At 70.4% G+C, this 26,908-nt stretch carries 21 protein-coding genes, 1 tRNA gene, 5 pseudogenes and 1 riboswitch; of the genes and pseudogenes, 10 read left to right on the top strand and 17 right to left on the bottom strand.

The window, feature by feature from the left end:
* Positions 1-150 precede the first annotated feature (150 nt).
* Entirely contained in the window at positions 151-1,755 is a 1,605-nt protein-coding gene (locus DEJ46_RS00585) for an FAD-binding oxidoreductase (protein WP_150263417.1), read from the bottom strand.
* A gap of 71 nt (positions 1,756-1,826) precedes the next feature.
* Between DEJ46_RS00585 and DEJ46_RS00590 the strand changes: the two genes are divergently transcribed.
* Together DEJ46_RS00590 and DEJ46_RS00595 are read left to right on the top strand one after the other, a co-directional pair.
* Positions 1,827-2,465: a TetR/AcrR family transcriptional regulator gene (locus tag DEJ46_RS00590; protein WP_150263418.1), complete on the top strand. Its 639-nt coding sequence runs from the start codon at positions 1,827-1,829 to the stop codon at positions 2,463-2,465.
* Positions 2,466-2,547: 82 nt separating this feature from the next.
* Entirely contained in the window at positions 2,548-3,768 is a 1,221-nt protein-coding gene (locus tag DEJ46_RS00595; protein WP_150263420.1) for a metallophosphoesterase, read from the top strand.
* Positions 3,769-3,881: 113 nt separating this feature from the next.
* Here the strand turns inward: DEJ46_RS00595 and DEJ46_RS00600 are convergent, their stop codons facing one another.
* The 3 genes from DEJ46_RS00600 to DEJ46_RS00610 form a co-directional block, all read right to left on the bottom strand.
* Entirely contained in the window at positions 3,882-5,339 is a 1,458-nt protein-coding gene (locus tag DEJ46_RS00600) for a hypothetical protein (protein WP_150263422.1), read from the bottom strand.
* 402 nt (positions 5,340-5,741) lie between these two features.
* Positions 5,742-6,122: a hypothetical protein gene (locus tag DEJ46_RS00605; protein WP_150263424.1), complete on the bottom strand. Its 381-nt coding sequence runs from the start codon at positions 6,120-6,122 to the stop codon at positions 5,742-5,744.
* Positions 6,119-6,706, bottom strand: coding sequence for a TetR/AcrR family transcriptional regulator (locus DEJ46_RS00610; RefSeq protein ID WP_150263426.1), 588 nt, complete (start codon positions 6,704-6,706; stop codon positions 6,119-6,121). Before DEJ46_RS00610 ends, DEJ46_RS00605 begins: the two co-directional genes overlap by 4 nt.
* A gap of 236 nt (positions 6,707-6,942) precedes the next feature.
* Positions 6,943-7,084, top strand: a riboswitch (SAM riboswitch).
* A 189-nt stretch (positions 7,085-7,273) separates the two neighbouring features.
* Here DEJ46_RS00610 and DEJ46_RS00615 point away from each other — a divergent pair.
* Together DEJ46_RS00615 and DEJ46_RS00620 are read left to right on the top strand one after the other, a co-directional pair.
* Entirely contained in the window at positions 7,274-7,996 is a 723-nt protein-coding gene (locus tag DEJ46_RS00615) for an IclR family transcriptional regulator (protein WP_150263427.1), read from the top strand.
* A 210-nt stretch (positions 7,997-8,206) separates the two neighbouring features.
* Positions 8,207-8,947 (top strand): class I SAM-dependent DNA methyltransferase, encoded by a 741-nt coding sequence (locus DEJ46_RS00620; RefSeq protein WP_150263429.1) that lies wholly within the window; start codon positions 8,207-8,209, stop codon positions 8,945-8,947.
* 230 nt (positions 8,948-9,177) lie between these two features.
* On the opposite strand, the gene DEJ46_RS00625 is transcribed toward DEJ46_RS00620, so the two are convergent.
* On the bottom strand, positions 9,178-10,116 hold the full coding sequence (locus tag DEJ46_RS00625) for a glutaminyl-peptide cyclotransferase (protein WP_150263431.1): 939 nt from the start codon (positions 10,114-10,116) through the stop codon (positions 9,178-9,180).
* 622 nt (positions 10,117-10,738) lie between these two features.
* On the opposite strand from DEJ46_RS00625, the gene DEJ46_RS00630 reads away from it, so the two are divergent.
* On the top strand, positions 10,739-11,632 hold the full coding sequence (locus DEJ46_RS00630; RefSeq protein WP_150263433.1) for an alpha/beta fold hydrolase: 894 nt from the start codon (positions 10,739-10,741) through the stop codon (positions 11,630-11,632).
* Here DEJ46_RS00630 and DEJ46_RS00635 read toward each other — a convergent pair.
* From DEJ46_RS00635 to DEJ46_RS40845, 8 genes and pseudogenes are all read right to left on the bottom strand, one after another.
* The gene (locus tag DEJ46_RS00635; RefSeq protein WP_223834427.1) at positions 11,614-12,324 is read right to left on the bottom strand and encodes a hypothetical protein; all 711 of its coding nucleotides are present in this window, start codon (positions 12,322-12,324) and stop codon (positions 11,614-11,616) included. The two genes, DEJ46_RS00630 and DEJ46_RS00635, sit on opposite strands and share 19 nt — an antisense overlap.
* A 362-nt stretch (positions 12,325-12,686) precedes the next feature.
* Entirely contained in the window at positions 12,687-13,175 is a 489-nt protein-coding gene (locus DEJ46_RS40425; protein ID WP_317852214.1) for an agmatine deiminase family protein, read from the bottom strand.
* 61 nt (positions 13,176-13,236) lie between these two features.
* Positions 13,237-13,836: pseudogene (locus tag DEJ46_RS40835) on the bottom strand (agmatine deiminase family protein); the annotation flags it as partial.
* A 485-nt stretch (positions 13,837-14,321) separates the two neighbouring features.
* Positions 14,322-14,395 (bottom strand) — tRNA-Met (locus DEJ46_RS00645).
* Between the two features lie 53 nt (positions 14,396-14,448).
* Complete coding sequence (locus DEJ46_RS00650; RefSeq protein ID WP_150263435.1) at positions 14,449-15,852, bottom strand: sulfatase; 1,404 nt, start codon at positions 15,850-15,852, stop codon at positions 14,449-14,451.
* Positions 15,853-15,953: 101 nt separating this feature from the next.
* Positions 15,954-16,046 (bottom strand): putative leader peptide, encoded by a 93-nt coding sequence (locus tag DEJ46_RS40840; RefSeq protein WP_351823287.1) that lies wholly within the window; start codon positions 16,044-16,046, stop codon positions 15,954-15,956.
* A gap of 521 nt (positions 16,047-16,567) precedes the next feature.
* Positions 16,568-17,392: pseudogene (locus DEJ46_RS00655) on the bottom strand (solute carrier family 23 protein); the annotation flags it as partial.
* A gap of 61 nt (positions 17,393-17,453) precedes the next feature.
* Positions 17,454-17,915 (bottom strand): annotated as a pseudogene (locus DEJ46_RS40845) (solute carrier family 23 protein); the annotation flags it as partial.
* Between DEJ46_RS40845 and DEJ46_RS00660 the strand changes: the two are divergent.
* Positions 17,850-18,104 (top strand): annotated as a pseudogene (locus tag DEJ46_RS00660) (purine permease); the annotation flags it as partial. The pseudogenes DEJ46_RS40845 and DEJ46_RS00660 overlap by 66 nt on opposite strands.
* Positions 18,105-18,147: 43 nt before the next feature.
* Positions 18,148-18,501: a Chromate resistance protein ChrB gene (locus DEJ46_RS40670; protein ID WP_317852155.1), complete on the top strand. Its 354-nt coding sequence runs from the start codon at positions 18,148-18,150 to the stop codon at positions 18,499-18,501.
* On the opposite strand, the gene DEJ46_RS00670 is transcribed toward DEJ46_RS40670, so the two are convergent.
* From DEJ46_RS00670 to DEJ46_RS00680, 3 genes are all read right to left on the bottom strand, one after another.
* A complete protein-coding gene (locus DEJ46_RS00670) occupies positions 18,452-18,946 on the bottom strand; it encodes an SRPBCC family protein (RefSeq protein WP_150263439.1) in 495 nt (164 codons plus the stop codon). The two genes, DEJ46_RS40670 and DEJ46_RS00670, sit on opposite strands and share 50 nt — an antisense overlap.
* Positions 18,947-19,801: 855 nt before the next feature.
* Positions 19,802-20,041, bottom strand: a complete 240-nt coding sequence (locus tag DEJ46_RS00675) for a hypothetical protein (protein WP_150263441.1) — start codon at positions 20,039-20,041, stop codon at positions 19,802-19,804.
* Positions 20,042-20,069: 28 nt separating this feature from the next.
* The gene (locus tag DEJ46_RS00680; RefSeq protein WP_150263443.1) at positions 20,070-20,276 is read right to left on the bottom strand and encodes a hypothetical protein; all 207 of its coding nucleotides are present in this window, start codon (positions 20,274-20,276) and stop codon (positions 20,070-20,072) included.
* Positions 20,277-20,750: 474 nt separating this feature from the next.
* On the opposite strand from DEJ46_RS00680, the pseudogene DEJ46_RS00690 reads away from it, so the two are divergent.
* A pseudogene (locus tag DEJ46_RS00690) lies at positions 20,751-21,524 on the top strand (IS5 family transposase).
* A 67-nt stretch (positions 21,525-21,591) separates the two neighbouring features.
* On the opposite strand, the gene DEJ46_RS00695 reads toward DEJ46_RS00690, so the two are convergent.
* Positions 21,592-23,862, bottom strand: coding sequence for an MMPL family transporter (locus tag DEJ46_RS00695; RefSeq protein ID WP_150263444.1), 2,271 nt, complete (start codon positions 23,860-23,862; stop codon positions 21,592-21,594).
* A 175-nt stretch (positions 23,863-24,037) separates the two neighbouring features.
* Here DEJ46_RS00695 and DEJ46_RS00700 point away from each other — a divergent pair, with 175 nt between their 5' ends.
* On the top strand, positions 24,038-25,210 hold the full coding sequence (locus DEJ46_RS00700; RefSeq protein ID WP_150263446.1) for a sensor histidine kinase: 1,173 nt from the start codon (positions 24,038-24,040) through the stop codon (positions 25,208-25,210).
* The gene (locus DEJ46_RS00705) at positions 25,185-25,847 is read left to right on the top strand and encodes a response regulator (RefSeq protein WP_150263448.1); all 663 of its coding nucleotides are present in this window, start codon (positions 25,185-25,187) and stop codon (positions 25,845-25,847) included. Before DEJ46_RS00700 ends, DEJ46_RS00705 begins: the two co-directional genes overlap by 26 nt.
* Positions 25,848-26,908: the final 1,061 nt, after the last annotated feature.

The raw sequence follows: 26,908 nt of genomic DNA on the forward strand, positions 1-26,908 counted from the left end.
TCCCCCCGGGCCACTCCCATGTCCGGGACGGATGCATGACGGCGCACTGCGGCGCCGGTGCCGGCCGCCCGCCCTTGCGGAGACCTCACCCCACGAAGGCGAAGCAGACATGGCAGCACGGCCCCACCGCCGTCCCACCACCCGGTCCGGTCAGTCGAGCAGGACGCCGGGGTTCAGGATGCGGTGGGGGTCCAGGGCGTCCTTGGCTGCGTGCAGTGCCAGCGCGAAGGGCTCCGGACGCTGGAGGTCGTAGCCGGCGCGGTGGTCACGGCCGACGGCGTGGTGGTGCGTGATCGTGGCACGGTGGCGGTGCAGTATCTCGCCGGCGACGGCCTTGATGTCGTCCCAGACCTGGACCTCGTCGCCGGGTCGGCCGGCGACGGCCACGGTGAAGTAGGGAGCGGCCCCGTCGGAATAGACGTGGGTCAGGCGGCAGTTGACGGTGGCCGGGTGTCCTGTGATCTTCAGGGCGGCGGCGCCCACCTCGGTACGGACGGCGTCGATCAAGGCGGGAATCTTGTCCCAGGTGGCGGCGGTCTCGAAGGTCTCGACGACGGCGCCCATGCGGGCCAGGCCGTCACGCAGGTAGGGCATGCGCAGGAACGCCGAACGCCAGGCACTCACGGCCGAGCCGGCCGAGGCGTCACGGTCCGCCGTGGGCATGTCGGCTCGGCCGCCGTGGGCGCGGGCCAGCTCCACCGCGCTCGCGAGGCGGTCGCCGACGGGTCCGGTGGCGGATTCGAAGCCCAGGACCAGGACGGAGGAGCCGTCGTGGGAGGCGCCGGAGAAGAGGGCTTCGCCGGCGTCGAGCAGGCGGCAGTTGGCCGGGGCGAGGTCGGACTGGGCGATGGCACGCACGGCGTCCAGCGCGCGGTGGAAGTCGGTGAAGGCCACGGACGCGGAGGCTTTGTGGCGGGGGCGTTCCTGCAAGCGCATCCATGCCTCGGTGATGACGCCGAGCGCGCCCTCGGATCCGAGGAAGAGCCGGTCGGGCGACGGACCGGCGCCGGAGGCGGGCAGGCGCCAGGACGTACCGGCTCCGGCGGGTGTGATCACACGCAGGGACTGCACGAAGTCGTCGATGTGGGTGCGGCCGGTGGCGTAGTGGCCGCCGGCCCGAGTGGCGAGCCAGCCGCCGAGGGTGGAGAACTCGAAGCTCTGCGGGAAGTGGCGCAGGGTCAGGCCGTGAGGCCGCAACTGCTCTTCCAGGACGGGGCCGAGAGCTCCTGCCTGGATGTGAGCCGAGCGGCCGGCGGTGTCGATCTCCAGAACGCGGTCCATCGAGGTCAGGTCGAGCGACAGTACGGCGCGGTGGGCATCGCCGCGGTACTCCACGCCGCCGACCACCGAGGAGCCGCCGCCGAAGGGAATGACGGCCACGTCGTGCTCGCCGGCCCAGTCGAGCAGCTCGGACACCTCCCGGTCGCAGGTGGGGTGGGCGACGAGGTCGGGGATCCGGCCGGGACGGGCGCGAAGGGCCCGGATGACGTCTCGGTAGGCCTTGCCCATGGCGTGGGCGGCGCGCGCCCGCGGGTCGCCGGTGGCCAGGTGTGCCAGGGAGGGCGGGGGCGACACGGCGGGTCGGGCGATGGACAGATCGGCGATACGGGGTATCGGCAGCGGGCGGGCCAGGGTTCCCGGAAGCAAGGCCCCCATCGCAGCGCATTCGGCGTCGTCGGGGTGGGCGTCGGTATGGCCCCAGCCCCACCAGGAACGGGTGCGGGCGGAGCGGGGCACAGAGGGGATCGCAGACATGAGAGTGCTCCCAGTCGAGGTCCGTTTGAACTTACCCAGTGGTAAATTACCTTAAGGTAAGATCTGTTTCCATGACAACGCTCTCCTCCAAGGCCGGCACCAAGGGCGTGCCGAGAGCCGATCGCGAACAGCAGATCCTGGCCGCGGCCACCGAGGAGTTCGGCCTCCATGGCTACAAGGCGACCACCGTGGCCGCCATCGCCGTACGGGTCGGCGTGACCAAGCCGCTGCTGCACCAGTACTTCGGCAGCAAGGAGGACCTCTACCTCGCCTGCCTCGACCCGATCGGCGACCGGCTGCTGGACGCCATCCGCACCGCCATGGCCGGACACGACACCGACGCGCCGCCCGCCCCCCTGCGCGTCCTGAACGCCCTCTTCACCGCACTGGACGGACAGCGCAGGGCCTGGTTCGTCCTCTACGACCCCACGCCGCCTCCCGGCAGCGACGCCGCCGAGCGCGCCGCGCACTACCGCGACGCCATCGACGGCCTCGCCGCGACCGGTACCGCCGACCTCCTGCGCACGGCCGGAACCACCGACCCGCTGGACGCCGACGCCCTCAAACACGCCTGGCGCGGCCTGTGCACCGCTCTGGTCCGCTGGTGGATCGACCACCCCGACCAGTCGCCCGAGGCCATGACCCGGCGCTGCATCCGGCTCACCGAGGCCGCCCACACCGTCCTCGCCGCCGGCGACGACGACACGTGAGCGGCCGCCCGGTTGTGGCCGCAGCGTAGCGACCTGCGCAGCGGGTCGCCCGGTCCGCCGGACAGGATCTCAGGAGGGAAGCGTGACAGAGATCAGCAACACCCGATCCGCCGCCCAGGAGGCGCAAGGGGCGTCACGGAGCCGATTGTGGCGCCTGATGCGCTACATCCCCTTGATTGCCCCCGTCCTGCTGTGGGCCGTGCCGTGCTGGGTTCTCCTGCACACCGGTCAGCGCTGGCCGCTCCCCGTCACACTGGCCGGCACCGCGTTCTTCGCCCTCGGCCTGGCCGGAATGCCGCTCGCGATGGCACGCGGCCACGGCCGCCGCCAGCAGGACCGGGCGGCAATCGTCGGTGACACGCTGCTGGGCGGCAGCTGGGTCCTGTTCACCTGGTCCGTTCTGCTCGGTGTCCCGCTGCGGCTTGTCCTGACCGTGGCCGGTGTCGGTGACGGACAGGGCCGGGCGCGCATCGTCACCTGGACCGTCCTCTGCATAGCCGGCGTACTGCTCGCATGGGGATACGTCGAGGCCCGACGCGTGCCGCGCGTGCGCCGACTCGATGTGCCGCTCCCCCGTCTGGGAGCCGGGCTGGACGGCACCCGAGTCGTTCTGATCACCGACACCCACTACGGTCCGCTCGACCGCGCCCGCTGGTCGGCACGGGTCTGCGAGACGGTCAACAGCCTGGAAGCGGATCTGGTGTGCCACACCGGTGACATCGCGGACGGCACGGCCGAACGCCGTCGCGCCCAGGCCGCTCCCCTGGGCACCGTGCGGGCGACGCGGGCCTTGGTCTACGTCACCGGCAACCACGAGTACTACAGCGAGGCCCAGGGCTGGGTCGACCTGATGGACGAGCTCGGCTGGGAGCCGCTGCGCAACCGGCATCTGCTGCTCGAACGCGGCGGTGACACCCTCGTGGTCGCAGGTGTCGACGACGTCACCGCCGAGTCCTCCGGACTGGCGGGTCACCGCGCCCACCTCGCCGGAGCCCTCCAGGGCACCGATCCCGACCTGCCCGTCCTCCTGCTCGCTCACCAGCCCAAGTTCGTCGACCGGGCGGCGGCCCACGGAATCGACCTCCAGCTCTCCGGCCACACCCACGGCGGCCAGATCTGGCCCTTCCACTACTTGGTCCGCCTCGACCAGCCCGCCGTCGCCGGCCTCAGCCACCACGGCGCCCGCACCCTTCTCTACACCAGCCGCGGCACCGGCTTCTGGGGCCCGCCCTTCCGTGTCTTCGCCCCCAGCGAGATCACCTTGCTCGTGCTCCGCTCTCCTGAGCGGTCCACCTCGCCGTAAGGTCGCCGATGGCGGTCGTGCCGTGCCTTCGGCGTCAAGGATGCGCTGCGCCGGGCCTCAAGGAAGTTGCGTCCGGTCACCCGACGGCGTCGATCGCGGCCCGGATCAGGGGGTCAGTCCTCAGCGCGCCGGAGGAAGTCGGCGCCGACGGACCGGGCTGTCTCCTCGACCGCGTCGCGGTTCCTGTCCGCGTCCGTGAACAGGACCATGCCCATGCTGCCCTTGTCGCCCCACACGCACGACGCCCGGGGTGTGCCGGTGGCCGCCTCGATGTACCTGAGGCACCGCATCCAGGCGCCGTACGGGCCGGCCTCGGCCCGCCAGGTGTCGTGGACGATGCCGGCCCCTGCCATGTCGTCGGGCACGAGTCCGTTGCCGCCGTACACGTACGACTCCCGCATCTCGTGGAAGTCTCCGGTCGTCACAGCGACCAGGTATTCGGCGGCGGCGTCAGGCGTGGCGTCTTCGGCGACGTACACCCGGGCCGTCGACGCTTCCTTCTCGTTGTCGGGTACGGCGCCGAACGGGTCGAACTCCTCACGGAGGTCGATGCCTTGCAGACCCCGGAAGGTGTCGTGGGTGACGACGTCGTAGCGCGGATAGGCGAGGGAAGAGGTGTACGCCGTGACACCAATCACCAGCAGGAGCACGAGTCCGGCTCCGGCGTACGCGTACTCGCGCGGAGTGACGCGGGGCACGGGCGGAAGCTCCGGCGGCCCGAACCCGTCGCCCCCGACACCCGCTTCGTCACCGGGTACGGTCGCGGTAACGGTAGCGGCAACGGCTATGGCCAGCCGCTCGGCAGCCCGCTCACGGGCGCCCCGCAGCTGCTTGCGGAGGCCGAGGAACGGCAGCCCCAGCAACAGCCCCACTCCCGTCGCCACGCCGAACGGCACCGCCGGCAGGGCGGTGATGCGCAGGACTATCAGCACAGCGACGACCACACCGACGGCGAAGCGGTACTCGAGGCCCCGGCGCAGCAGCAGGCGCGACCAGGTCCGGCCGGCTGCGGCGAGCGCTCCGGTCGTCTCCGCAAGCACGGCCAGCCGCAGGTCGCGCGGGGCCGCGGAGGCCCACTGCGCGGCCTGAGCGGCGGCCGCCTGAGGCGTAGGCGCTTCGGCGAAGACACGGGCCGCGTCGAACGACTGCACCCGGCGCGCCGAGACAGTGTTCTTGGCGCTCATGGAAACGGAGCTTCCCGCAGCCTCGGCCCGCAGCAACTCCGGTGAATGCGGCGCGAGTTCTCGCAGCCGGGCGAGGAGCCCGGGGCCCCGGGCGTGTCGCCCCGGCCGGTCCAGCGCGTCGGTGCGGGCGCAGAGTTCCGCGTACCCGGCGAGCAGACCTATGTCGTTCGGGAAAGCGTCCAGGCCCTCACGGAATACCCGCTCGGCGTCGTCGTCATGGTCATCGTCGTCCTCGGCCAGGTGGGCCCGGGCGAGTGCGAGGAAGAGCCCGGCGTCGGGCCCGTCGGTGTCAAGCCCGGTCCGCGCGGTGGCCCGCGCCTCGGCCGGCCGGCCGGCGGCGACAAGCACGTCGACCCGCCCTCGCACGTTGTCCTTGTTGTCGTTCAAGAGTCCCCACCCCTGGTGCAGCAGGCCGGACGAACGCGGCCGCGAGGCTCACTATCACCCGTACCGGAACCCTGGTCAATCAGAAATCTGATCCCCTGACCTCCTCATTTGATGTACGAGAGGGTGCAAGTGGATGCACTCTGGACATCCGCCACCCGGGCCGCACCGTGGAGGGGTCGCACTGGGGTCCGTGCCGGGCGAGCGCCGGGTCCACCCTCTCGTCTGAGCCCAGCGCTCATGCCTGACCTTTCGAGTGGTCCCTCCGGGTCCGCGCCGCGGTGAGCAGCGATCGCCCTCTACGGAGACCGGGGCGGCGCGGCAGTGCCGCCGACGGCTGTGTGCGTGGGTGGCTGTCATCCACGGCGGACAGGGGCGGTCGCGGGAGGCTCTTGGAGGGTGCGGCTATGCGGCGCCCGCCGCTGCCAGTGCCGCGACCGGCAGGAGAAGAATCCACTGCGGCAAGCGGAGCAGTGGTCTGGGCCAGCCGACGGACAGCGTGACGACCAGGAAGGCTGCCGCGTACGCGATGAAGTGCGCGGCCACGAACCACGCCACCACGCCGGTCCCCGGCGTACCGTCCGCCAGGGAGAGGTACAGCAGAGCCAGTCCGGAGAGCATCAGGTCGATGCTCACCATGTGCCATACGGCGTGCAGGACACGCTTGGGTTCGTCCGCGAGCCGGCAGGACAGCAGCGGGCGCACCACGTCGCGGTGCCCGGCGGCGATGTGCACTGCGGCCACGCCGAGCGCGGTGATTCCTGCCGCGAGAAGCCAGCCGTTCATCGGACCTCGATTCCGTTGGCCACGACCGTGGCCAGAGTTGCGGCCAGCTGCTGGTGAGGGCGTTCCCCGACCAGTCCTACGTGGAAGAGCACGGCTCCTGCCAGCGTGTCCAGGACCAGGTCCACAGGCGTTTCGGCCGCGATTTCCCCACGCGACGCGGCGCGTTCGAAGACGACCAGCAGCCGCTGCTTCGACGGGGCCAGGAAGTCGCCGCGGATGCGGGCCTGCAGTTCCGGATCGGCGGCGAAGTCGGCGAGCAGCCCCGGGAGTGCCGCCGCGGCGGCGGGCGCGTGGAACTCGTCGATCAGGCCCTGCAACATTGCGGTCAGGTCCCCGGTCAGCGTTCCGGTGTCCGGGGCGGGAGCATCGTCGGTCGTCGTGAAGACGGCCTCGAAGACCAACTCCGGCTTGCCCGCCCACCGCCGGTAGATCGTGTCCTTGCCGACACCGGCCCGCGCGGCCACCGCCCCGATAGATGTTGCGGCGTAGCCGACCTCGACCACCAGCTTGGCCGTCGCGTCGATGATCGCCTCGTGCGATCGGGGATCCCTGGGACGGCCCCTGGAGGGCGGAGAGGAGCTCATGACAATTACTTTACGGGTCGACCCGTAAGGTAAACAAGAGACCGGCCTGCACTTCCTTACCGGCCCACCACCTGAGGCGCGGCGCGGGGAGGTTCAGGGGGCCTCGTCAACCTCACCCCTGAGCTCCCGTCCGGATTCGGGTCGCCCGCTGGCACTGTCGCGGTGATGCGACCGGCCACTTTCCTGGACAGGAAGCCATTGGCAGGTAGCCCCGGGAGTCTTGTATCGTTCCTCGCGAATCATCCAGAGGGGTGGAGGGACCGGCCCTACGAAGCCCCGGCAACTCCCCGGTCGACTCGGCGCTCAATGTTCGCGCCGCACCGTCGGGATCAGTGCCAACTCCGGCCCGCGCCAACGTGGCGCGGGAAAAGATGAGGAGACACGGTGCTCTCTGTGCTGCCCTTCGCCCCGGCTCTGTCCGCCCCGGGCTTCTTGCGTACCCATCTCGTGATCGCCGCGGCGTATCGGCCGGCCGTTTCGGCCCTCCCCCGCTGATCATCCCGCCCTCCCCTGAGCGAGATCGCCGCGAGTCATGGCTCGCGGACCGAGACTGGAGCACCCCCTTCAATGGATATTCCGGATATTTCTAGTGGTGTTGGCGTCCTCGACAAGGTCGCAGTGATCCTCGGCGCGCTGGCGTCGGGCCCGGCCAGTCTGGCGGGACTGGTCGCCTCCACCGGCTTGGCACGGCCCACGGTCCACCGGCTCGCCCTCGCACTCGAACGTCACCGCCTGGTCGGCAGGGATGTGCAGGGCCGCTTCGTGCTCGGCGCTCGACTCGGCGAGCTCTCGGCCGTCGCGGGCGAGGACAGTCTGCTGGCCGCGGCCGGCCCCGTCCTCACCTCCCTTCGGGACGCCACCGGCGAGAGCGCGCAGCTCTACCGGCGCCAGGGCGAGATGCGTGTCTGCGTCGCCGCCGCCGAGCGGACCGCCGGCCTGCGGGACATCGTGCCCGTGGGATCCACGCTCCCCATGAAGGCCGGCTCCGCCGCCCAGGTCCTGCTGGCCTGGGAGGAACCCGAGCACTTCCACCAGGCTCTGCAGGGTGCTCGCTTCACGGCCACCGCCCTCAGCGGCGTACGGCGCCGGGGCTGGGCCCAGTCGATCGGCGAGGGCGAACCCGGCATGGCCTCCGTCTCCGCTCCGGTCCGCGGCCCGTCCCACCGTGTCGTGGCCGCCGTCACCGTCACCGGCCCGATCCAACGCCTCACCCGACACCCGGGCACCCGGCTCGCACAGGCCGCCGTCGACGCAGCCGACCGCCTCACCCGAGCCGTCTCCCTCCCCTGACCCCGACAGCCCCACGCGAGGGCCTGCCCCTCCCCCCGGTTGGGGTGTTCAGACTTCCGTGGCTTGAGTCGTCTCCCGCATCTGTGGGCAGTGTCTCCGACCCGAGGAAGTCCGTACCGAAGCCGTGGTTCACGTCGTCGGCGTCGGCCAGGGGCGACGGAGGATATATGCGTCGACAGCGCCCCTGTGCACCGGGCAGAGTGGTCGGCCGTGACAAGCAGTGAGCTGTGGACCCGTGCGACCGCTGACCGTTACGACGCCGAGGAGACCGAGATGTCCTCGGCCGCCGTCCTCGGACCGACTCTCGCCTTCCTCGCCGACCTCGCCGGAGACGGCCGGGCACTGGAGTTCGCCATCGGAACCGGACGAGTAGGCGTCCCGCTCCGGGAGCGTGGCGTGCCGGTGGCAGGCATCGAACTGTCCGAGCACATGGCAGCGGTGCTACGGCGCAAGGCCGACGCCGGCACCCTCCCGGTGGCCATCGGGGACATGGCCACCACCGTCGTCCCCGGGGAGTTCTCCCTGGTCTATCTCGTCTACAACACCATCACCAACCTGCTCACGCAGGACGAGCAGGTCGAGTGCTTCCGGAACGCCGCGCGTCACCTGGCACCCGGCGGCCGATTCGTGATCGAACTGGGCGTGCCACCCCTGCGGTTCCTTCCGCCCGGCCAGGTCGCGGTGCCGTTCGACGTCTCAGAGCGGCACCTCGGCTTCGACACCTTCGACCTGGTCGAGCAGATTCTCGTCTCGCACCACCTCACCCGCGATGACGCAGACGGCCGATACCGCCGGGACAGCTCCCGGCACCGGTACGCCTGGCCCGCGGAGCTCGACCTGATGGCACGGATCGCCGGGCTCGAACTGGAACGCCGCGTCGCGGACTGGGACGGGGCACCCTTCACACAGGACTCCTCGAAACACATCTCCGTATGGCGCAAGCCGACCTGAGCGCGGCGCGAGCGGTTGCGCCGGTTCCTTCGGAAGTCGCACTTGTTCGAGGACTTCCGCGACTTCCCCGACTTCGGCGCGGCATGCGGCTGTCTGCATGTTCGCCGGTGTACGCCTTCACGGCCTGGCCACCATCGAGCACGGACGGGCCAAGGAAGTCTGGCGCAGCCGGCTCGGGGTCGTAGCCCGCTGTCCCTACGGAAGCCGGCCGCGGGAGCGGGCGGGGTGGCTCATCTGGGGACGAAGGTGACCTGGAACATGTGGGGCCAAAGCTTGCCGGTGATCAAGAACGTGTCCGTTCCCGGTACGGCGGCGATGCCGTTGAGTTGTCTGGCTCCGCGGCGTTCGGACGCGGTCAGGAGTCCGGTGGCCTCGATGTTCGCGGTGACGGTGCCGGTGTCCGGGTCGATGCGCAGGATCGTGTCCGTCGGATACACGTTGGCGTAGACGGAGCCGTCGGACGTGCACTCCAGTTCGTTGAGCCGTGTGACGGGCCGGCCGTCCTGGTGGACGTTGATGCCGCCCGTCACCGTGAAGGTGTCCGGGTCGCGGAAGGTGAGCCGGTCCGTGCCGTCGCTCATCACCAGCCGTTCCCGTCCGGCGTGGCGCTGGTGGCACAGGCCCCAGCCTTCGCCCTGGTAGCCGACTCGGCGACGTTCCGCGAGTGTGGTGGGGTCGCGCTCGATGGCGATGCCGTTGCGCCAGGTGAGCTGCCACAGCGTGGAGCCGGTCAGGGTGATGCCCTCACCGAACAAGGGCGCCGGCAGTTCGACGTACCGAGTGGGGGGTTTGCCCGGCGGTCCGGCTCGCAGGGAGGACTCACCGACACGGCCGGTGCTCTCGTAGAGGGTGGCGCCGCGGAATTCCAGGCCCTGGGTGAAGGCTCGGGGATCGTGGGGAAGCGTCTCTCGCGTCACTGCCCGCAGTAGCTGGATCCGGGGGGCGGCGGGGGGTGTGGTCGCCTTCACCCGTCCGCCGGGCGGGATGCGGCCGTGGCTGGCTGGGTCGGATGTCGTGTGCGCGGCACCGTCGCGAGGGTCGGAGCCCGCCGGGTCGGCTGTGCCGGCAAGCAGCGCCCCGGCCACGGTCACCACGGCGACCAGCGCCAGTGCGTGGGTGCGCGGCCGGCGGGCCCGCCTCCTGCGGGTGACGGGGGGCTCGGTGGTCATCTGGCCGGCCTTTGACGGCTGCGGGAGTGTCGTTGGTTTCCCGGTCGTGGCCCTGGATGCCGCGCGGATCGCGGCGGGTGTTCTCCCTGGGGCACAGAGGTCTTCCGTTCTGGTGCGTCGCACGAGCGCGCCGTGCGGGGTTTGGGCGGGGCCAGCGCTCGGGCGCCGGTCTCTGTGGAGATGCGGTTGTTGCTCGACGGGGCCTGGCCTGGTGCCGATCGGCTGGTGGGCAGACTCATGGTTCCCACTATGTGGTGACACCACGAGTACGGCCGTTCGTCTGGCCGTGAGAGCGGATCGCGCCGCTGCGGGCTCGTCATCGGTGCGGTCTGCGCCGCCGCCCGCGGCGCGGGACGGGCCGCTGGTCGCAGCCGCCGCGTCGGGGGCTGACACGCGGTGGGGATTCAGTCGTACGTCTCGGTGAGGTTCTGGACGGTCAACCTCGCGGGGGTGTGGCCGGATACGCGGTGACTGCCTGTCTCACCTGATCGCCGCAGCCCTCCATGAGATCCGCCGCTCCCGCGGCACGAGTCGAATGCCGGTGCCGACCGGCAAGCAACTCGTGCCGGCGGTGCCGACGGTGTCTGCCGCCAGGGCCCCGTTCCGGCCTAGGCTCTCTCTCATGGGACACCTTGTGCGTACCGATGACGGTCGGGTCCTGGTGGCCGAGGAATGGGGCAGTCCTTCAGGGGCTCCGGTGGTGCTCTTTCATGGGACGCCCGGTACCCGGCTCGGCACCCTGCTGCCAGGGGTCGCGGAGCAGCACCCCGGTTTCCGGTTTCTCGCCTACGACCGTCCGGGCTACGGGGAGTCGGGGCGCGCTGCGGGCCGTCTGGTCGCCGACGCGGCCCGGGATGCGGCGGCTGTCGCCGATGCCTTCGGTGTCGAGCGGTTCGCGGTGGTCGGCCGGTCCGGTGGGGGGCCGCACGCGCTCGCGTGCGCGGCGCTGCTTCCGGAGCGGGTCCAGGCGGCCGCCGTGCTGGTCGGGCTCGCCCCGCCGGACGCGCCCGGCCTGGACTGGTTCGCGGGCATGACGCCGTTCAACGTGCGCGAGTACGGTCTGGCCCGCACCCATCTGGACGGGCGGGATCCCGGTGGGCTCGAACGGGACCTGGCTGATCGGGCCGTCGTCCTTCGGCGCGACCCGGTACGCCTCCTCGACGACCTGCGTGCCGATCTCTCCCCCCATGACCTGTCGGTGGTCGAGGACCCACGGGTGCGTGCGGTGCTGCTGCGCACCTACCGGGAGGCACTGCGGATCTCGCATCACGGCTGGCTCGACGACTGTCTGGCCTTCGTCCGGCCGTGGGGTTTCGATGCCGTCTCGGTCGCTTCGCCCGTTCTGCTGTGGCACGGCCTCGACGACGCGTTCTCGCCTGTGGCGCACACCCGTTGGCTGGCCGGCCGGATTCCCGGCGCCGAGCTCGTCCTCGTACCGGACGCCGGTCACTTCGCCGCCCAGTTGGCACTGCCGGACGTGCTGCGCTGGCTGGAGCGTCAGGGTGCCGGGCGCTGATACGAGGTCGAGCGGGCGCCCTTCAATGCGTCGAGGATCCGCTCGTGGCTGTCCCCGACGACGTCGCCGACGCGGACTTTGATGTGGAAGGTCTCGACCTGGTCGACGAAGCGCTGCGAGAAGGCGCCGAGCATCGTCGTCTCGTAGGAGCCGGTGCCCACCAGGGGGAAGTTGCCCATGGTGATCAGCTGGAAGTCCACTCCTACGGTGAGCCCGGCCTCGGTCAGCACGTGGGCCACGCCCTCGACGTCGGTCCACGGCGCGGCGTGCTGCGGGTCGTGGCCGCGCAGGACGGCCCGGCACTCGTAGGCCTCGATCACCACGGTGTGTGAGCCTCCGTTGAGCAGCCCGACCTGCCATTCGGGTACGCCGCCCCGCAGGTGGCCGGTGGTCCAGTCGGCACGCCAGCCCAGCGCCGGACGGACGGTGCGGGCGTACTGGGCTCTGGCGAGGACCGCGCCGACCGCGACCGCGAGCAGACTGCCGAGCGGCTCCATGTCGAGCAGCTCCAGCCGCCACGGCCACTCGGTGCGGGCCGCCGCCGTCATGTTGGCCCTGACCGCCTCCCAGCCGAGGACCGCCGTCAGCAGGACGAGCAGCACGATCGGCACGGTGAAGAGCAACGGGCTGCGTCGCACCCGCCGTTGGGCGTCCATTCCGTTCGTCGGCCTGCCTCGTGTGAACCTGCCCATGGCCACTCCCCCCGGTCGTCGAACAACACTCCCCCGGTCGCGCATGCGGCCCGGTCACGACCGGCTCATCGTGCCCGAACCGGGGCGCGACCGACTAGGGCGCGGGCCGGGCGTGATCAACGAAGGCGACGAGGGTCTCCTTCCGTTCGCCCAGCAGTCTCTTGCAGGAACGCCTGCCGGGTGACGCGCCTGCTACGCCTCCGCTCCACGGATGGCTCCGGGCTGTGACTCCGGGAGGCGTCGGGTTCGGAACGCCTGCTCGTTCCCGCGTACCGCCGGGGGCCGGGCGTGACCGGCCCTGCCGAGTGGGTGGCACCCGTAGAAGGGGTCGGGGGCCATCCACGTCGTCCGGCGCCCGCGCGTCAGACCACCGCGGGTACGACGGGCTGGGACTGGGTGGCGCAGTGGATGCCACCGCCGCCGGAGGCGATGTTGTCGATCCTGACCTGGACGACGGTCCGGCCGGGGTACGCGGTCCGCAGGATGCCGTATGCCACGTCGTCGGCGTAGCTGTCGCCGAACTGGGGCACGAGAACGGCGCCGTTCTCGGTGTGGTAGTTGGTGTAGCTGGACAGGAAGTCCGTGCCCCTTCCTCGGATGTAGCGGCGGTCGGGTCCGGGGAGTTCCGTGATGGCCCGTCTGCGTCCAGCGGCGTCGGTGGCGCTTTGCAGGACCTTCTTGGTCTCGTTGTAGACGGCGACCCACTTGCTGCTGGCGCCGGGGCCCGGCTGGTCGAGGATCACCTTGCCCGGCGCGACGAAGCGTGCGAGACAGTCGACGTGCCAGTCCGTGATGTCCTGGCCGGCCAGGCCCGGGACCCAGATGACCTTGTCCGCACCGAGGGCCCCAATTCATCGACTGCTCCACCTGATCCTGGGTCATGCCCGGGTTCCGGTTGCTGTTCACCATGGAACTGACCGTCGCCATCAAGGTGCCCTGGCCGTCGGTTTCCAGCGAACCGCCCTCTCCGGCGAACGGAGCCCGGATCCTGTTGACCCCGTACTGGCTCAGGAGCGTCGTGGCCGCCGCAGCGTCATTGGCAAAGGGCTGGTAGTAGCTCGTGCCGGTCTTGCCCCACCCGTTGAAGTTGGTGTCCACGTCGGCGGCGGCGCCGGGCGCAACGACGAAAGTGGGGCCGAAGTCGCGGATCCACAGGTCGTCGACGGGAATCTCGACGACCTCGATGCCGTGGTAGGCGCCGGGGCCGCAGACGTACCGGGCATCGGCGGCCTGCGAGGGGCGTGCCAGGACGACGACCGGCTCGAAACGGGAGATGGCGCGCGATGTCGTCGCGGACGCCCCCGAGCTGCGTGGACCAGACCGACGACAGAGCCGGCCAGGCCATGAAGGTACGCACGTGAGGGTCGGTCTCGCGGGGATCCGCAGCATGGTGCCCGAAGCGGCGGTCGCCGCGACGGCGGCCGTGGGCAGTGCCGATCCGAGGGCGGCGAGCGGCACGGCCGCCGCACCGAACTGGAGAAGCCGGCGTCGGGACGTGAGGTGCGTGGCCATGGGGCTCCCTTGCGAGGGTCGGTCGGTCGATTGCGGCTCACCCTCGCCCCGACTGAAAATTCAGTCAAGATGGGAGGGCTCAGTTGTCCGGGGCGGATTCCGGTTGGTGCCGGACCGGCCGATGTCCAGGTCGATAAGACGTGATGGCAATCCGTGCCCCGTCGAGCGACGAGCCGCCCATGCCGACCGGCGATTCCGCGATCGCCGTGACGGATCGCGTACTGGTCACAACTGGTCGGGAACGCCGTCAGCGCGCGGAAGGACGCCCTTCGTCCGCGCCGAGAGAGCACCACGATCGCCTCCTGGGATGCGCCGAATCCCCCTCACCGATCGTGGATTCTGGCGGCTCGGGCACGGTTGGAGAACACACCGCCGTATTCCACTGAATCGCCTGGACCAGAGCACGCGCTTCCGTCCGTACAGACGGCGTCCGACAACGAGCATGAGGCCCGGATCCACAGGATCCGGGCCTCATGTCACTTCAGTAGCGGGGACAGGATTTGAACCTGCGACCTCTGGGTTATGAGCCCAGCGAGCTACCGAGCTGCTCCACCCCGCGTCGGTAGACACAACACTACGCCACCCAGAGCACCCGCATGACCAGACCACTGCTCAGTAGCGGAGCAGACCCGCGTCGATCCGCTCCCAGGCGGTCCGGAGCTCGGCGAGGCGTGTCGGTTCGAACGCGGCCCGGTCCGCCTGCTCGCGGGAGTCCTCGGACAGGTGGAAGAGCTGGTCGCGACCGGACTTGCCCCGGTAGTACTTCCAGTCGCCGCGGCGCAGTGCCCGCTCGCCCCGGACCCGCCAGAACAGGTCGCGCTCGGGTACCTCGGCGCCGCGCAGCAGGTGCCCCGCGAGGCTGGTGCCGTCGAGCGGGTAGGCGGGGTGGGGGCGGGCGCCGGCCAGGTCGAGGAGGGTCGCTGTCCAGTCGGGGGTGAAGATCGGCAGGTCGCTGACCTGACCGCCGTCGATCCGGGCGGGCCAGCGCAGGATCGAGGGGACGCGGATGCCGCCCTCCTGGAGGGAACCCTTGTTTCCGGCGAGCGGCCAGTTGTAGGAGAAGCGCTCACCGCCGTTGTCGCTCGCGAAGAAGACGAGCGTGTCCTGCTCCTGGCCGGAGCGCTTGAGCGCCTTGAGGACCTGACCGATCGAGCGGTCGAGGTCCTCGACCATGTCCTTGTACTTCTCGATCGAACCGCCGTCCTGGTGCCACAGGGCGGAGCGGTCACCCGCCTTGATCCGGCGGACTATCTCGTCGCTCGCCTCCTTGTCGCCGTCCGCGATCCACGGCCAGTGCGGGGTGGTGAAGTTGAGGTTGAGCAACCAGGGCTTGTCGTGATCCCGGCTGACGTACTCGCTCGCCCGCTCGGTGAGAATCCGGGTGTAGTAGCGCAGGTCCTTGTACTCGGCGTCGCCCTCGTAGAGGTCGTACTCGCCGCCGAGGCCGAGCTTGGAGTAGTACTCCAGCGCGCCACCGAAGTTGCCGAAGAATTCGTCCCAGCCGGAGCGGGTCGGGGAGTAGTCGGGCAGGTAGCCGCAGTGCCACTTCCCGATGAGGGCGGTGTCGTATCCGGTGACCCGGAGCAACGAGGCGAGCGTGGGGTGGGTGGCGTCCAGGCCTACGGACTTGTCCGCGATCGGCTCGGCGAGCCCGCCCTTCGTACGGCCCGGGTAGCGGCCGGTGTAGAGGCTGAAGCGGGTGGGCGAGCACGTCGCCGAGCCGGAGTAGGCGTCGGTGAAACGGACGCCTTCGCGGGCGAGGCGGTCCAGGTGGGGGGTGAGGATGTGCGGGGAGCCGTAGGAGGAGAGGTCCGCCCAGCCGAGGTCGTCGCCCAGGATGAAGAGGATGTTGGGCCGTCGGGAGTGACGGCGCGGCTGCGCGGCGCGGAAGGAACGCTCCTGCGGGTCGGTCGCGGGGGCCGCTTGCACGGCGGACGCGGTAGTGCCGAGAGCGGCCGCGGCAGCGGCACCGGCGGCGATCCCGCCGAGGGCACGGCGGGACAGGGGCGTGGACATAAAGGACTCCAGGAGTACGTGAGCGCATGCCACCGGGGCCGCCCGTCGGTCAGGGCGAGCGAAGGAGCGCACGGGTGTGGGGCGAGCGGGAAGTCAGTCGGTCAGCGGCAGCGACAGACAGCGCTCGCGACACGGACGAGGTCCACGTGTCGGCGCTGTACGAGGGTGACCGAGCGGTCACGCGGGGGCTGCATGATCCAGGAGTCTCGCCGAGACGGCGTGGGGGCGTCAACGCCGTACGGGCAGGTTGACGCGCGTAGTTCGCATGATCGAAATCCTCGTGAAGCAGTGTGAATCGACTGGGCGCGCCGCGGCTCTCGTGCACCGCCGGCGCCGGTACGGACCGATATACGCCAGTGTTCGCTCAGACGAACGGTGAGCAGAATCGACGCCTCCCTGGCCACGCGGGTGAACACGTCGGCGACGGCTTCGTGCGGTCTTCGCGTGTCGTGTCCTGAACGCTTGGGGCCCGGCAGGAGCGGGGCACGCGCGCAGCGTCGCCTGGTGTCGGTCCACAGGCATTGCGGGGACTCCGTCGCGCTGCCGGTCCTGAGCAACCCCAAGTCCGGACAAAGGAGTTCGCGTGACCACGCAGATCACCCACGACCACGCCCCCATTCCTGCCTGTCAGCACAGAACTCGACGGCTACGAAGTCGGGCTCTCTCGCCAACTGCCGCGGCAAGGTCCTTCGCCGGCTCTCGGCCGGCTCCCGGTTCATCGGCGCTGCCGGCCCGAACGCGGAGGAAGGTGTGCCGGGCCGTCGAAGGCGTTGACCTGGGTCGTGGGGATCTGGCTCTCGTGTGCCTCGCTGCCTCGTCCGAAGTGGTTGAGCAGCAGGTTGAGGAGGAGGGCGGCAAGGCATCCGGCGGTGATGCCCGATCCCAGGATCATGGCGGCGGGTGTCGGGAGGTGCTCGTAGAAGTCCGATGACGCGACGGGGAAGAGGCCGAAGGCGAGGGCGACGGAGACGATGATGCCGTTGTGCCCGGTGGCCAGCGACGCCTTGGCGAGGGTCCGGATCCCGGTGACGGTGATCGAGCCGAAGAAGACCACGCCCGCCCCACCGAGTACGGGGAGCGGTACGAGGGCTACCAGCGAGGCCAGGACAGGCACGAGGCCCATGAGTACCAGGATCGCTCCGCAGAGGGTGACCGCGTAGCGGCTCCGGATGCGGCTGATCGCGACAAGGCCCACGTTCTGCGCGTAGGCACAGCTCACGAAGGCTCCCAGGGCGCCCCCGAGTGTGGTGCCCAGGCCTTGGGCACGCAGGCTGCCGGCGATGACGCGGTCGTCGACGGGACGGTCGACGACCGATCCCACGGCGATGAGAGAGGCGGTGGACTCCGTCATCGAGACGAGCGTGACCACGAGCATGGTGGCGATGACCGGCGCCTCGAACTGTGGGGCGCCGAAGGTGAACGGCTCCGGCAGTGCGAACAGCGGCGCCTGGGAGAGGTGGTGGAAGTCGACCTTGCCCATCGGTATCGCGGCGGCCGTGCCGACGATGAGGCCGAGCAGGATCGCGACCCGCTGGAGGAAGGCGTCCGCTGAGGAGGCGGTGGAGGAGGAGCGTGACGGCGAGGGTTCCGGCGGCCAGCGCGAGGTTGGACGGCGACCCGTAGCCGGAGGCGTCCTGGTCGCCTCCCCGGGCCCACTCCCCCGCGACCGGCAGGAGGGAGATGCCGACGAGGGTGATGACGGTGCCGCTGACGACGGGCGGAAAGAAGCGGACCAGCCGGCAGAAGGCGGGAGCCAGGAGGAAGCAGACGGCCCCGGCGACGAGGGTGCCGCCGAACACGAGGGGCAGGGTGTCCTGTCCCCGGGACACGGAAGCGGCGAGGACCGGGGACACGACGGCGAACGAGACACCATTGGTGACGGGCAACCGCGCCCCCACACCCCAGTGGCCGAGGGTCTGGGCGACGGTGGCCAGGCCCGCGACGACCAGGGACGCAGTCAGCAGGGTGGTGAGCTGCGCCGGTGTCAGGCCGAGCGCGTCCTGATCGTGGCCATCAGCCTCGGGATCGGTGTGATCCCCATGGCCAGCCCGGACTTCTACCATGCCTTCCCCGAGAGCGTCCGCATCGTCCTCGACTCCGGTATCAGCACCGGCTGCGTCGTCGCGGTCCTGCTCAACCTCTCCTTCAACCACCTCGGCCGCGGCACACGGACCGCCCCCACGAGCACAGCCCTCACAGGGCACGGCGCCACCCCGGAACCGGCACCCGCGCGGACCACACACGCGCACTGAGCCCGACAGCCGCTCCGACCAGGACGCCGCCCGGTTCCGGGAGATGTTCACCACCGCCCGCTCCGCGGACTGGACGGAGTTCCTCGCCGACTGCGCCAAGTTCGAGCAGGAGATCGCCAAGGAGATCCGGATCGCCAAGTTCACCCTGGCCGAACTGGAGGAAGAGGAGCAGTACGGCCGCTCGCGCGGCGGGTTCACCAGCAGGCTCCACCTGAGCGCCGACGGCCGCAGCCGCCCGTTGTCCCTGATCATCACACCACGTCAGCGGGCGGGACTGCGCCCAGTTCAAGCCCCTGCGGATTCACCCAGCCCGAACGGCACCTCGTGTGACAGGGCCCGCGAACAGATCAGCCCTTCGCCTCACGGACGTCCCTGCCCTCCTCGGCGAACGCCTTGAAATCCTGCATGTGCTGTAGCGACTGCTTGCGGAACGCGCCGGGCATCAGGAGTCCCCCCAGCCGCATCAGCAAGCCGCTGAACCGGTACTCGTTCTCGCTCACCCAGAGCGTCGTCTCCGGACCGGCCTCCGTCAGCCGGTCGCGCACGGCGCTCCACATGCCCTCGCCGACGATCTCGCGGTCGAAGCGAACGACGCTCCCCCCTTTCGGGATCCCGTGCAGGTCTGCCGGTTCCCGGCGCGTGATTGTCTCGGTGCACTCGATCTGCCGCTGCCCCATCTGCATCACGACCCGCGACTTAGTACCGACCTGCCCGTGCACCCCACTCAGCGGCTCGTGCAGCACCAGGCCCCGCAGCCACTTCGGCAGGTGCGGCGGGTCGGCGAGCAGCTGGACCACCCTCTCCCGCGGCAGGGCGATCTCGATCGAGACGGTGTACTTCATGGTGGAGCCCTCCAGGTTCCTGAGCGAACGGGCAACTGCACCAGAGTGTCGGTGAGCTGGTGGGAAGGTGACCTCAGCACGGCTCGCGCCCGCCGGCCGGCCACGGTCCGGCGGTAGGGGATTGCCCGCACAGCCTGAAGTTTGTCGATCTTAGTGAGCATCGTTTCCGCTTGCGGCCGGCGACACGGTTCTCACCAGCACCCCGGCTTGCGCCGTTCGAACCGCACCACGGAGTCTGCGGTCGGGCCGAAATCACGGAGAGACCCCCGCGCGGTCCCGAACGGGGGTCTCTGGTGCTGGTGCTGGTGCCGCGGCAGGACGCCGCGTCACTCGTACCAGTGCGCGGGGTGCCCCTTGGTCATGAGCGCGCCGTATCCCAGGGCAAAGTCGGGGAAGCCCAGCTGGTCGAGCGTCTTGCGGTCCTTGTTCACATCGCGGGCTGTTGTACCGAAGGCTTCTGCGATGTGTGTCGCGCGCCATGACCGTAGCCACCACCGGGGGCGTGGCTTCGGTCACGAGAACCGTTCTTGCGACGAAAGCCAGTGGGTGGTCAGGTATCGGCGAGGGCCGCCTACCGGATGCCCTTCCAGCCGTACCCGAGGCCCCGGCGCCGGGAGTCACGAGGTCGCGGGCAGCGGCCGCGGGCGGCTCGTCACCGGGCGGGGCGAGTACGGCCCGCAGTGCGGTTGTGGCGACGAGGACGCGGGCGGCCTCCACCCACAGGTTCAAGAGAGCCTCCGCATGGGCAGTACGGAGCCGGCCGGGGCCGGTGTGCTCGTGCTGTTCGGCCACAAGGGCCTCCCCGGGCCTGCCGTCACATCCACCGCGCAGCGTACGCGGACCCCCGCCGGCGGGTCAGCCGCTTTCGACGGTCTCGTCGACCTCGACGTACGTGACGATCAGGATGCTCCCGGGCGCCGTCGCGTAGAAGATCACTCGGATGCCATCGCGCTGGTAGTCCCGCAGCGCCGGCGCGGTCGCGTGCTGCTTCACCTCGGCCGGGGCCTCGGCGATCACACCCAGCGCCACGTCGAGGCGTGCGGACTGATCGATCGTCAGAACAGCGGCTTGGGTCTCGGCCGGCTCGATGAACACGAGCCTCGGACGCCGGCCGCGCGGGTGCTCAGGCAACTTCGGAGGCGTCGCCGCTCCTCTCGGGCAGGCCCTTCTCGGCCCGGATGTCGTCCCAGTCGCGGCACCGGTTGAGGTCGATGCCCTCCGAGGCAAGGTTCTCGAGGACATACGCAAGTGCAGGGTTCCCCGGGAACTCTGCACGCGCGGCTTCGCGGAGCTCACGCTTCTCGGCCTGGTCGAAGACGAGGTGGGCCATCGGGTCCTCCGGCGGTCGGGTACAGCCAGAGGCTAGCGCAGCGGTTCTGCCTTGGAAGCCGGTTCGGGCACGCCATACCCGCGGCGCGGATGCCTCGATCACGTGGCCAACGGGCGGCACGTACAAGCCGGCTGCGGCGCCGATCTGGTGGGGTAGCGTCCCTCCGGTGAATGTTCACCTCATCAACGACGTACCCGGTGGCCTGACCCGACGAGCTCGTTCGTTTGTCGGCGTACATGGCGTCAAGGTCGACGTTCGGCCCGTCGAAAGTCACAGGCAGTGGTGGCTTGAGCGAGACATCCCCCAAGCGGTGATCGACCGGATGGCGGCCTACCAGAGGCGATGGGGCGGCCTGCTCCTGCCACCTGCGTCGCAGTACGACGGAGGCCCGAAGTACCTCGCGCGCGAATCGAGTCGTGATCAATTTGCGGGATGCGCCTTCGTGGCACGGTCCGGCCCGATGGACGATCCTACGTGACGCGATTGCAACTGACCGACCCTGATGGGCAGTTGGTCGAGCGGCACTTGCCGATCGGCGAGTACGGCCCGTACCCCGAGCGACTGCGGCAGCAGTTCGAGGGCGTGATCTGACGGTTCAAGACGGGCGGGCAGTGGCGAAAAGATGCCGACGGAGTTCAGCGCCTGGTCGACCGTCCACAACCGCAAAGCGGGCAGGAGACCGAAAGTCGTCCCGCGCTGGAAGAACGACGACGCATCCGGCGTCGGCGGAAACTCCAGCTGAAGGCCGCCCTCCTCGGACGTTCTAGAGGCGGGCATACCGGCAAGGTCCACCTCGCCTCCGACCGCAAGTGCCGCCCGCCGGCGTTCATCCTGCCCACAGGCCAGGCAGCGGACAGCCCGCAGGTCATCCCCGTCCTGAAGAAGGCACGGGTACGCGGGCCCGTCGGCCGAGCCCGTATCCGGGCGGACGCGGTCGCCGGGGACAAGGCGTACCCGTCCCGCGGAAACCGCGCCCACCCGCGCAAACGCCGTATCAAGGCGGTCATCCCGGAGAAGAAGGACCGAGCCGCCAACCGGAAGAAGAAGGGCTCCGGAGGTGGACGGCCCGTCAGCCACGACGCCGATCTCTACAAGGAGCGGAACACCGTCGAACGCCTGATCAACAAGCTCACAGCATGGCGAGGCATCGCCATCCGATACGACAAGACTCCCGACGGCTACCTCGCCGGTCTCCGCCTGCGCGCCCCGATGACCTGGATCAAGGGACTCACCAGGACCACCCGATGACCACGACTCGATATGCCCCCAGGTGACGCGCTGACGTGCCGGACGCCAAGGGCGGGCAGGAGTTGAGTCAACGCTCAGCCAGCCGTGGACGGGGGGCCTCACCCGTGGATTCCGCGTCGGTGTCGTCGGTGCCGACCGGGCCGCGGGGAAGCATCCGGTCCAACCACTTCGGCAGCCACCAGTTGGTCCGGCCGAGGAGTGTCATGGTCGCCGGTACCAGAACCATGCGTACGACCGTGGCGTCGATGAAGATCGCGGTGGCCAGGCCGAGCCCGAACATTTTGGTGGAGGGGTCCTCGGCGACGGCGAAGGACAGGAAGACCGCCACCATGATGAGGGCGGCCGAGGTGATGATCCGGGCGGTGCGCGAGATGCCCTCGACGATCGCCGTGCCGTTGTCGCCGGTGCGCAGGTACTCCTCGCGTACGCGGGAGAGGAGGAACACCTCGTAGTCCATCGACAGGCCGAACAGGATGGCGAAGAGGAACATCGGGATGAACGACACGATCGGAACCGTCGCTTCCAGCCCGATGAGTGCGCCACCCCAGCCCCACTGGAAGACCGCGACCATGATGCCGTAGGCCGCGCCGATGCTCAGCAGATTCAGCAGTACCGCCTTCAGCGGTACGACGACCGAGCGGAAGACCAGCATCAGCAGCAGGAACGAGAGCGCCAGCACGGCGGCGACGAATGCCGGCAGGCGTTCGCTGGTGCGTCGGCCCACGTCGGACAGGCTTGCGGCGGCGCCGCCTACGTGCGCCCTCGCCGGGCCGTGCCCGATCGCCGTGGGCAGCACGTCCGTGCGCAGCCGGGCGATGGTGTCGGCCGTGGCCTTGTCCTGAGGGCTGGTGGTCGGGAACACCACGAGGGTCGCGATGCCGGTGGCCCGATCGATGTGCGTCGGCGCGACGGACGCGATCCCCGGATCCGCCGCCACCGTCGCGACGAGACGGTCCAGCACTCCCGGATCACCGGTGGGGTCCGCGGCGATGACGAGGGGACCGTTGGTGCCCGGGCCGAACCCCTCGGCGACGAGGTCGTAGGCCCGGCGCTCGGTACGGCTGTCGGGCAGCGAGCCGTCGTCGGGCAGGCCGACGCGCAGGCCGAGCACGGGCAGCGTCGCCGTCACCAGCAGCGCCGCCGCGCCGATCGCGTACGGCACCGGGTGCCGGCTGACGTGCCCGATCCAGCGACGCCACCCGGCGGCGTGGGCGGCGCCTGCAGCCGGGTCCCGCCGCCGTGCGAGTCGGCCCGGCTTCCTGGTCTGCAGAGCCCGGCCGATCCGGCCGGCCCGGGCCAGGCGCGGGCCGGCGGCGCCGAGGAGGGCCGGCAGCAGCGTCACCGACGCGACCACCATGGCCAGGACGACGATCGAGACGGCGAGCCCGCCCACCGTCATGAACGGCACGTTCGCGACCGCCAGGCCCAGGATCGACACGACGACGGTGCCGCCGGCGAAGACCACCGGCCGCCCCGCAGTGGCCACCGCTCGTCCGGCCGCCGCCTGCGGATCGAGCCCGCACGCGAGGTACTCCCTGTGCCTGGCGAGCACGAACAGCGCGTAGTCGATGCCCACTCCGAGCCCGACCATGCTGCCCAGGATCGGGGCGAAGGTGGGGACCTCGGTCACCCCCGCCAGTACCGTCATCGTGGCGATCCCGACGGTCAGCCCGAAGACCGCCATGCCGATCGGCAGTGCGGCGGCGACGAGCGAACCGAACGCCAGGAACAGGATCGCGGCCGCGGCGAGGAGGCCGATCAGCTCGCTCGCGCCGCCGTCGGGGTCGGAGAAGGCGTAGAAGAGGTTCCCGCCCATCTCGATGCGCAGCGGCAGCTCGGGGCGCAGCCGGTCGCCGAGTTCGACGAGGGCGTCGAGGTCTTCGGCCGACAGCCGGCTCTGGTCGGGGTACTGCACCCGGACGACCGCGATCCGCCCGTCGGCCGAAACGAGGCCGCCGCGCACGGCGGTGTCCCCGCGTGCGGCGAGCGCCCCCGCCGGGTCGCTCGTGCCAAGCACGTGCGGCAGCCGCTTCACCTCTGTCTGCAGCCGCGTGAGAGCGGTGCGCGCGCCGTCGTCGTCGAAGAACGTCGCACCGTCGTCGAGGGGGGTGACGACCACTTGGGCGGTCATCCCCTCCTGGCCGGTGCCTGCCCGCTCGATCAGTTCCGCGGCCCGTCCGGAGTCCAGTCCCGGAGCGGTCATCGAGTCCGCGGTCCGCCCCCCGAAGGCGACGGCGGCGAGGACGGCGAGCGTGGTGGCGATCAGCCATGCCGCGATCACCCGCCAGGGATGGCGGGCGGCGCTTGCGCCCAGGCGCAACAGGGCTTTCGAGAGCATCGGGTCCTCCAACCACCTCGTCGGCCGTCCTTGTACGGCCGCCGATGCCGAGGTTCGTCGCCACGGCGCTCTGCGGCATCGGCCCGCGGGCCGCGGATCCGTCGGCCCCAGGGCGGAGTGACGTCCCGTTCTTTCGGCCGATGCGCGGCGCGGCGCGGTGCTTAGGCTGAGAACCGTGCTCCGAGATGACCTGCGAACCCTGTGGACCGAACCCCGGCCGCCCGGCGCGCCCGCCCGGGTGTGGCGGGACTGGGCGCTGCTCGCCGTGGGCCTGGGCGGTGTGGTGCTGGAGGCCACCCTGCGGGAGGACGTCGTGTGGCGGCCGGTGGCGGTGGTGTTCGCCGTCTGGCTGTGCCTGCTGCCCTTGTGGCGCCGGACCCACCCACTGGCGATGGTCAAGCTGGCGTTCGGCTCGGTGATCCTGCTTCAAGTTGCCTCGCTCGTCGCTGCACCGCGCGAGCCGGTCGGCCTGGACACCGGCATGGTCGTGCTCGTGCTGGTGTACGCGCTGCCCCGGTGGGGATCGGGACGGGAGATCGTGCTCGGCGGTGCGGTGATCCTCGCGGCCTGCGCCCTGGTGACCGTCACGTACGAGACCCCGGTCGTCGAAGAGGTCGGGGGCTTTGTCTTCCTGCTGCTGCCCGGCGTGGTCGGGGCTGCCGTGCGGTTCCGGGTGACCGCTCGCGAGCGGCAGTTGGACCAGGTGCGCTCCCGCGAGCGCGAGCAGCTCGCCCGGGAACTGCACGACACGGTGGCCCACCATGTGTCGGCCATGGTGATCATCGCCCAGGCGGGCCGGGTGCTCGCGGGCACCGACCCGTCCGCCGCCGTCGAGGCGCTGGAGGGGGTCGAGGAGGAAGGGGCGCGCACGCTGGAGGAAATGCGCGCCATGGTCGCCGCGCTGCGCGACCGCGGAGTCGGCGCCGAGCTGGCGCCCCCTGCCGGAGTCGCGGATCTGGAGCGCCTGGTGCGCACGCCGGGTGGTCGCCTCAGGGTCGACCTGGCGCTCGACGGCGAACTGGACGCGCTGCCCCCGGCCGTGGACGCGGCCGTCTACCGGATCGTGCAGGAGTCGGTGACCAACGCGCTGCGCCATGCGGTCGACGCGACCGAGCTCGTCGTTCGGGTCACCGCGGAACGGCACACGGTACGGGTGAGCGTGCGCGACAACGGCCGGCGCACCGGCCGGGGTCGCGACGGATACGGACTTACCGGACTGCGCGAGCGCGCGACCCTGCTCGGCGGCACACTACGAGCCGGCCCGGGTACCGACCGGGGCTGGCATGTCGACGCCGAACTGCCGAGAGTGAGGAACGAGAGCGGTGTCCATTCGCGTCCTCGTCGCTGACGACCAGACGATCATCCGCACCGGGTTGCGGATCATGCTGAACGCCCAGCCCGGCATCGAGGTGGTCGGTGAGGCCGCCGACGGGCGGGAAGCGGTACGTCTGGCCCGCGAACTACGCCCCGAAGTCTGCCTGTTCGACATCCGCATGCCCGTACTCGACGGGCTCGAGGCCACCCGGCTGGTCGCCGGCCCGGGCGTCGCCGACCCGCTGGCCGTGGTCGTCATCACCACGTTCGACCTCGACGAGTACGTCTACGGCTCACTGCGTGCCGGCGCCCGCGGATTCCTCCTCAAGGACACGGGACCGGACCTTCTGGCACAGGCCGTACGGTCGGCGTCCGACGGTGAGGCGCTCATCGCGCCCAGTGTCACCGTCCGTCTGCTCCAGGCATTCGCGGACCTGCCCGCCGGCCGGCCCGTGGCCCAGCCGGTCTCCCCCGTCACCTCCCGCGAGGAGCAGGTGCTCCTCGCCGTCGCTCGCGGGCTGACCAACACCGAGATCGCCGATGCACTGCACATCAGCCTCAGCACGGTGAAGACACATCTGGCCAGCCTGATGGCCAAACTCGGCGCTCGCAACCGGGTCGAGATCGCGATGTGGGCCTACGAGACGCGCCGTATCCTCCCCGGAACCTGAGCCGGTCGCCGGGCCATGTCCTACGACGGGACTCCCGACAGCTGCCTCGCCAGTCTCCACCTGCACGCCTCGATGATCTGGATCAAAGACCTCACCAGGACCACCCGGTATCCACGACTCGACACGCGGCCTAGCGACAATTGCCGCAAGCAAGACGAGGGCAACGGCCAGGTGCTCCACGGCTCCGTACGTGCCCGGCTCGACGCCAGGCATCGTGGCCGGCTGGGAGTTGTCCGGCCGATCGTGTTCGGAGCCAGATAGTGAGGCCGGCGGCGGTTGCGGCACCCAGGTAGACGTAGCCGCGCTTGTCGTAGCGGGTGGCCACCGCCCGGTGCTGCTCGAGTCGGTTGATGGTCCGTTCGTCGGTGTTGCGCCTTGTACCGCTCTTCGTCGAAGCCGGATCCAGACAGACGATCAGGCCCCAAGGCCAGTACCACCCCGTTCCATCAATGCCGCTTGCCGTGGCCGTTCAAGTGGGCCCGGTCCCTTGCACGTTCGGTGCTTGTCACCGGTAGCAGCGTCGCGCCGTCGAGCAGCGGTATCGGACGAGAGGGCGTCTGCGACGGGGGCTCCGGAGGGGAGGGATGTATGAACAGGCATGAATTGGTGGGATTGGTGGGGCGCCGGACAGCGCTGCGATACCTGCTGGCGGGGATTGCTGCTACCGCCATGTCGGGGTGCGGGAGTCCCGTGGAGAAGGCGATCACCACGTTCGCCGAGGGTTCCTGGAGGTTCACGACCAACACTGACATCGAAGGAGTGCTGACCATCACCGGCGACGGAAGGTGGTCGGAGACCCGGCTGGGCCTTTCGGGCCGGCGGGAGTACGCCCCCCTCTCGCCTGACGATCGTCATGGACGGCGTTGACAGCGCGAACGCGGAGCCGTAGATCATCCCGATGGTTCCCGAGCCCACCGACGATGCCCGCTCCCGCGGCTACTCCATGAACGGCGGCTGGGCCCGCCAGCCTCGGCCAGAACGTGAAGGCACGCAGGGACAAGGATTCCGTGGTCCTGGAGTTCGGAAACTTCTCGGACGGGAGCGAGGGCTCCCCCGAACAC

Source organism: Streptomyces venezuelae (genome assembly GCF_008642375.1).
Classification (GTDB): domain Bacteria; phylum Actinomycetota; class Actinomycetes; order Streptomycetales; family Streptomycetaceae; genus Streptomyces; species Streptomyces venezuelae_G.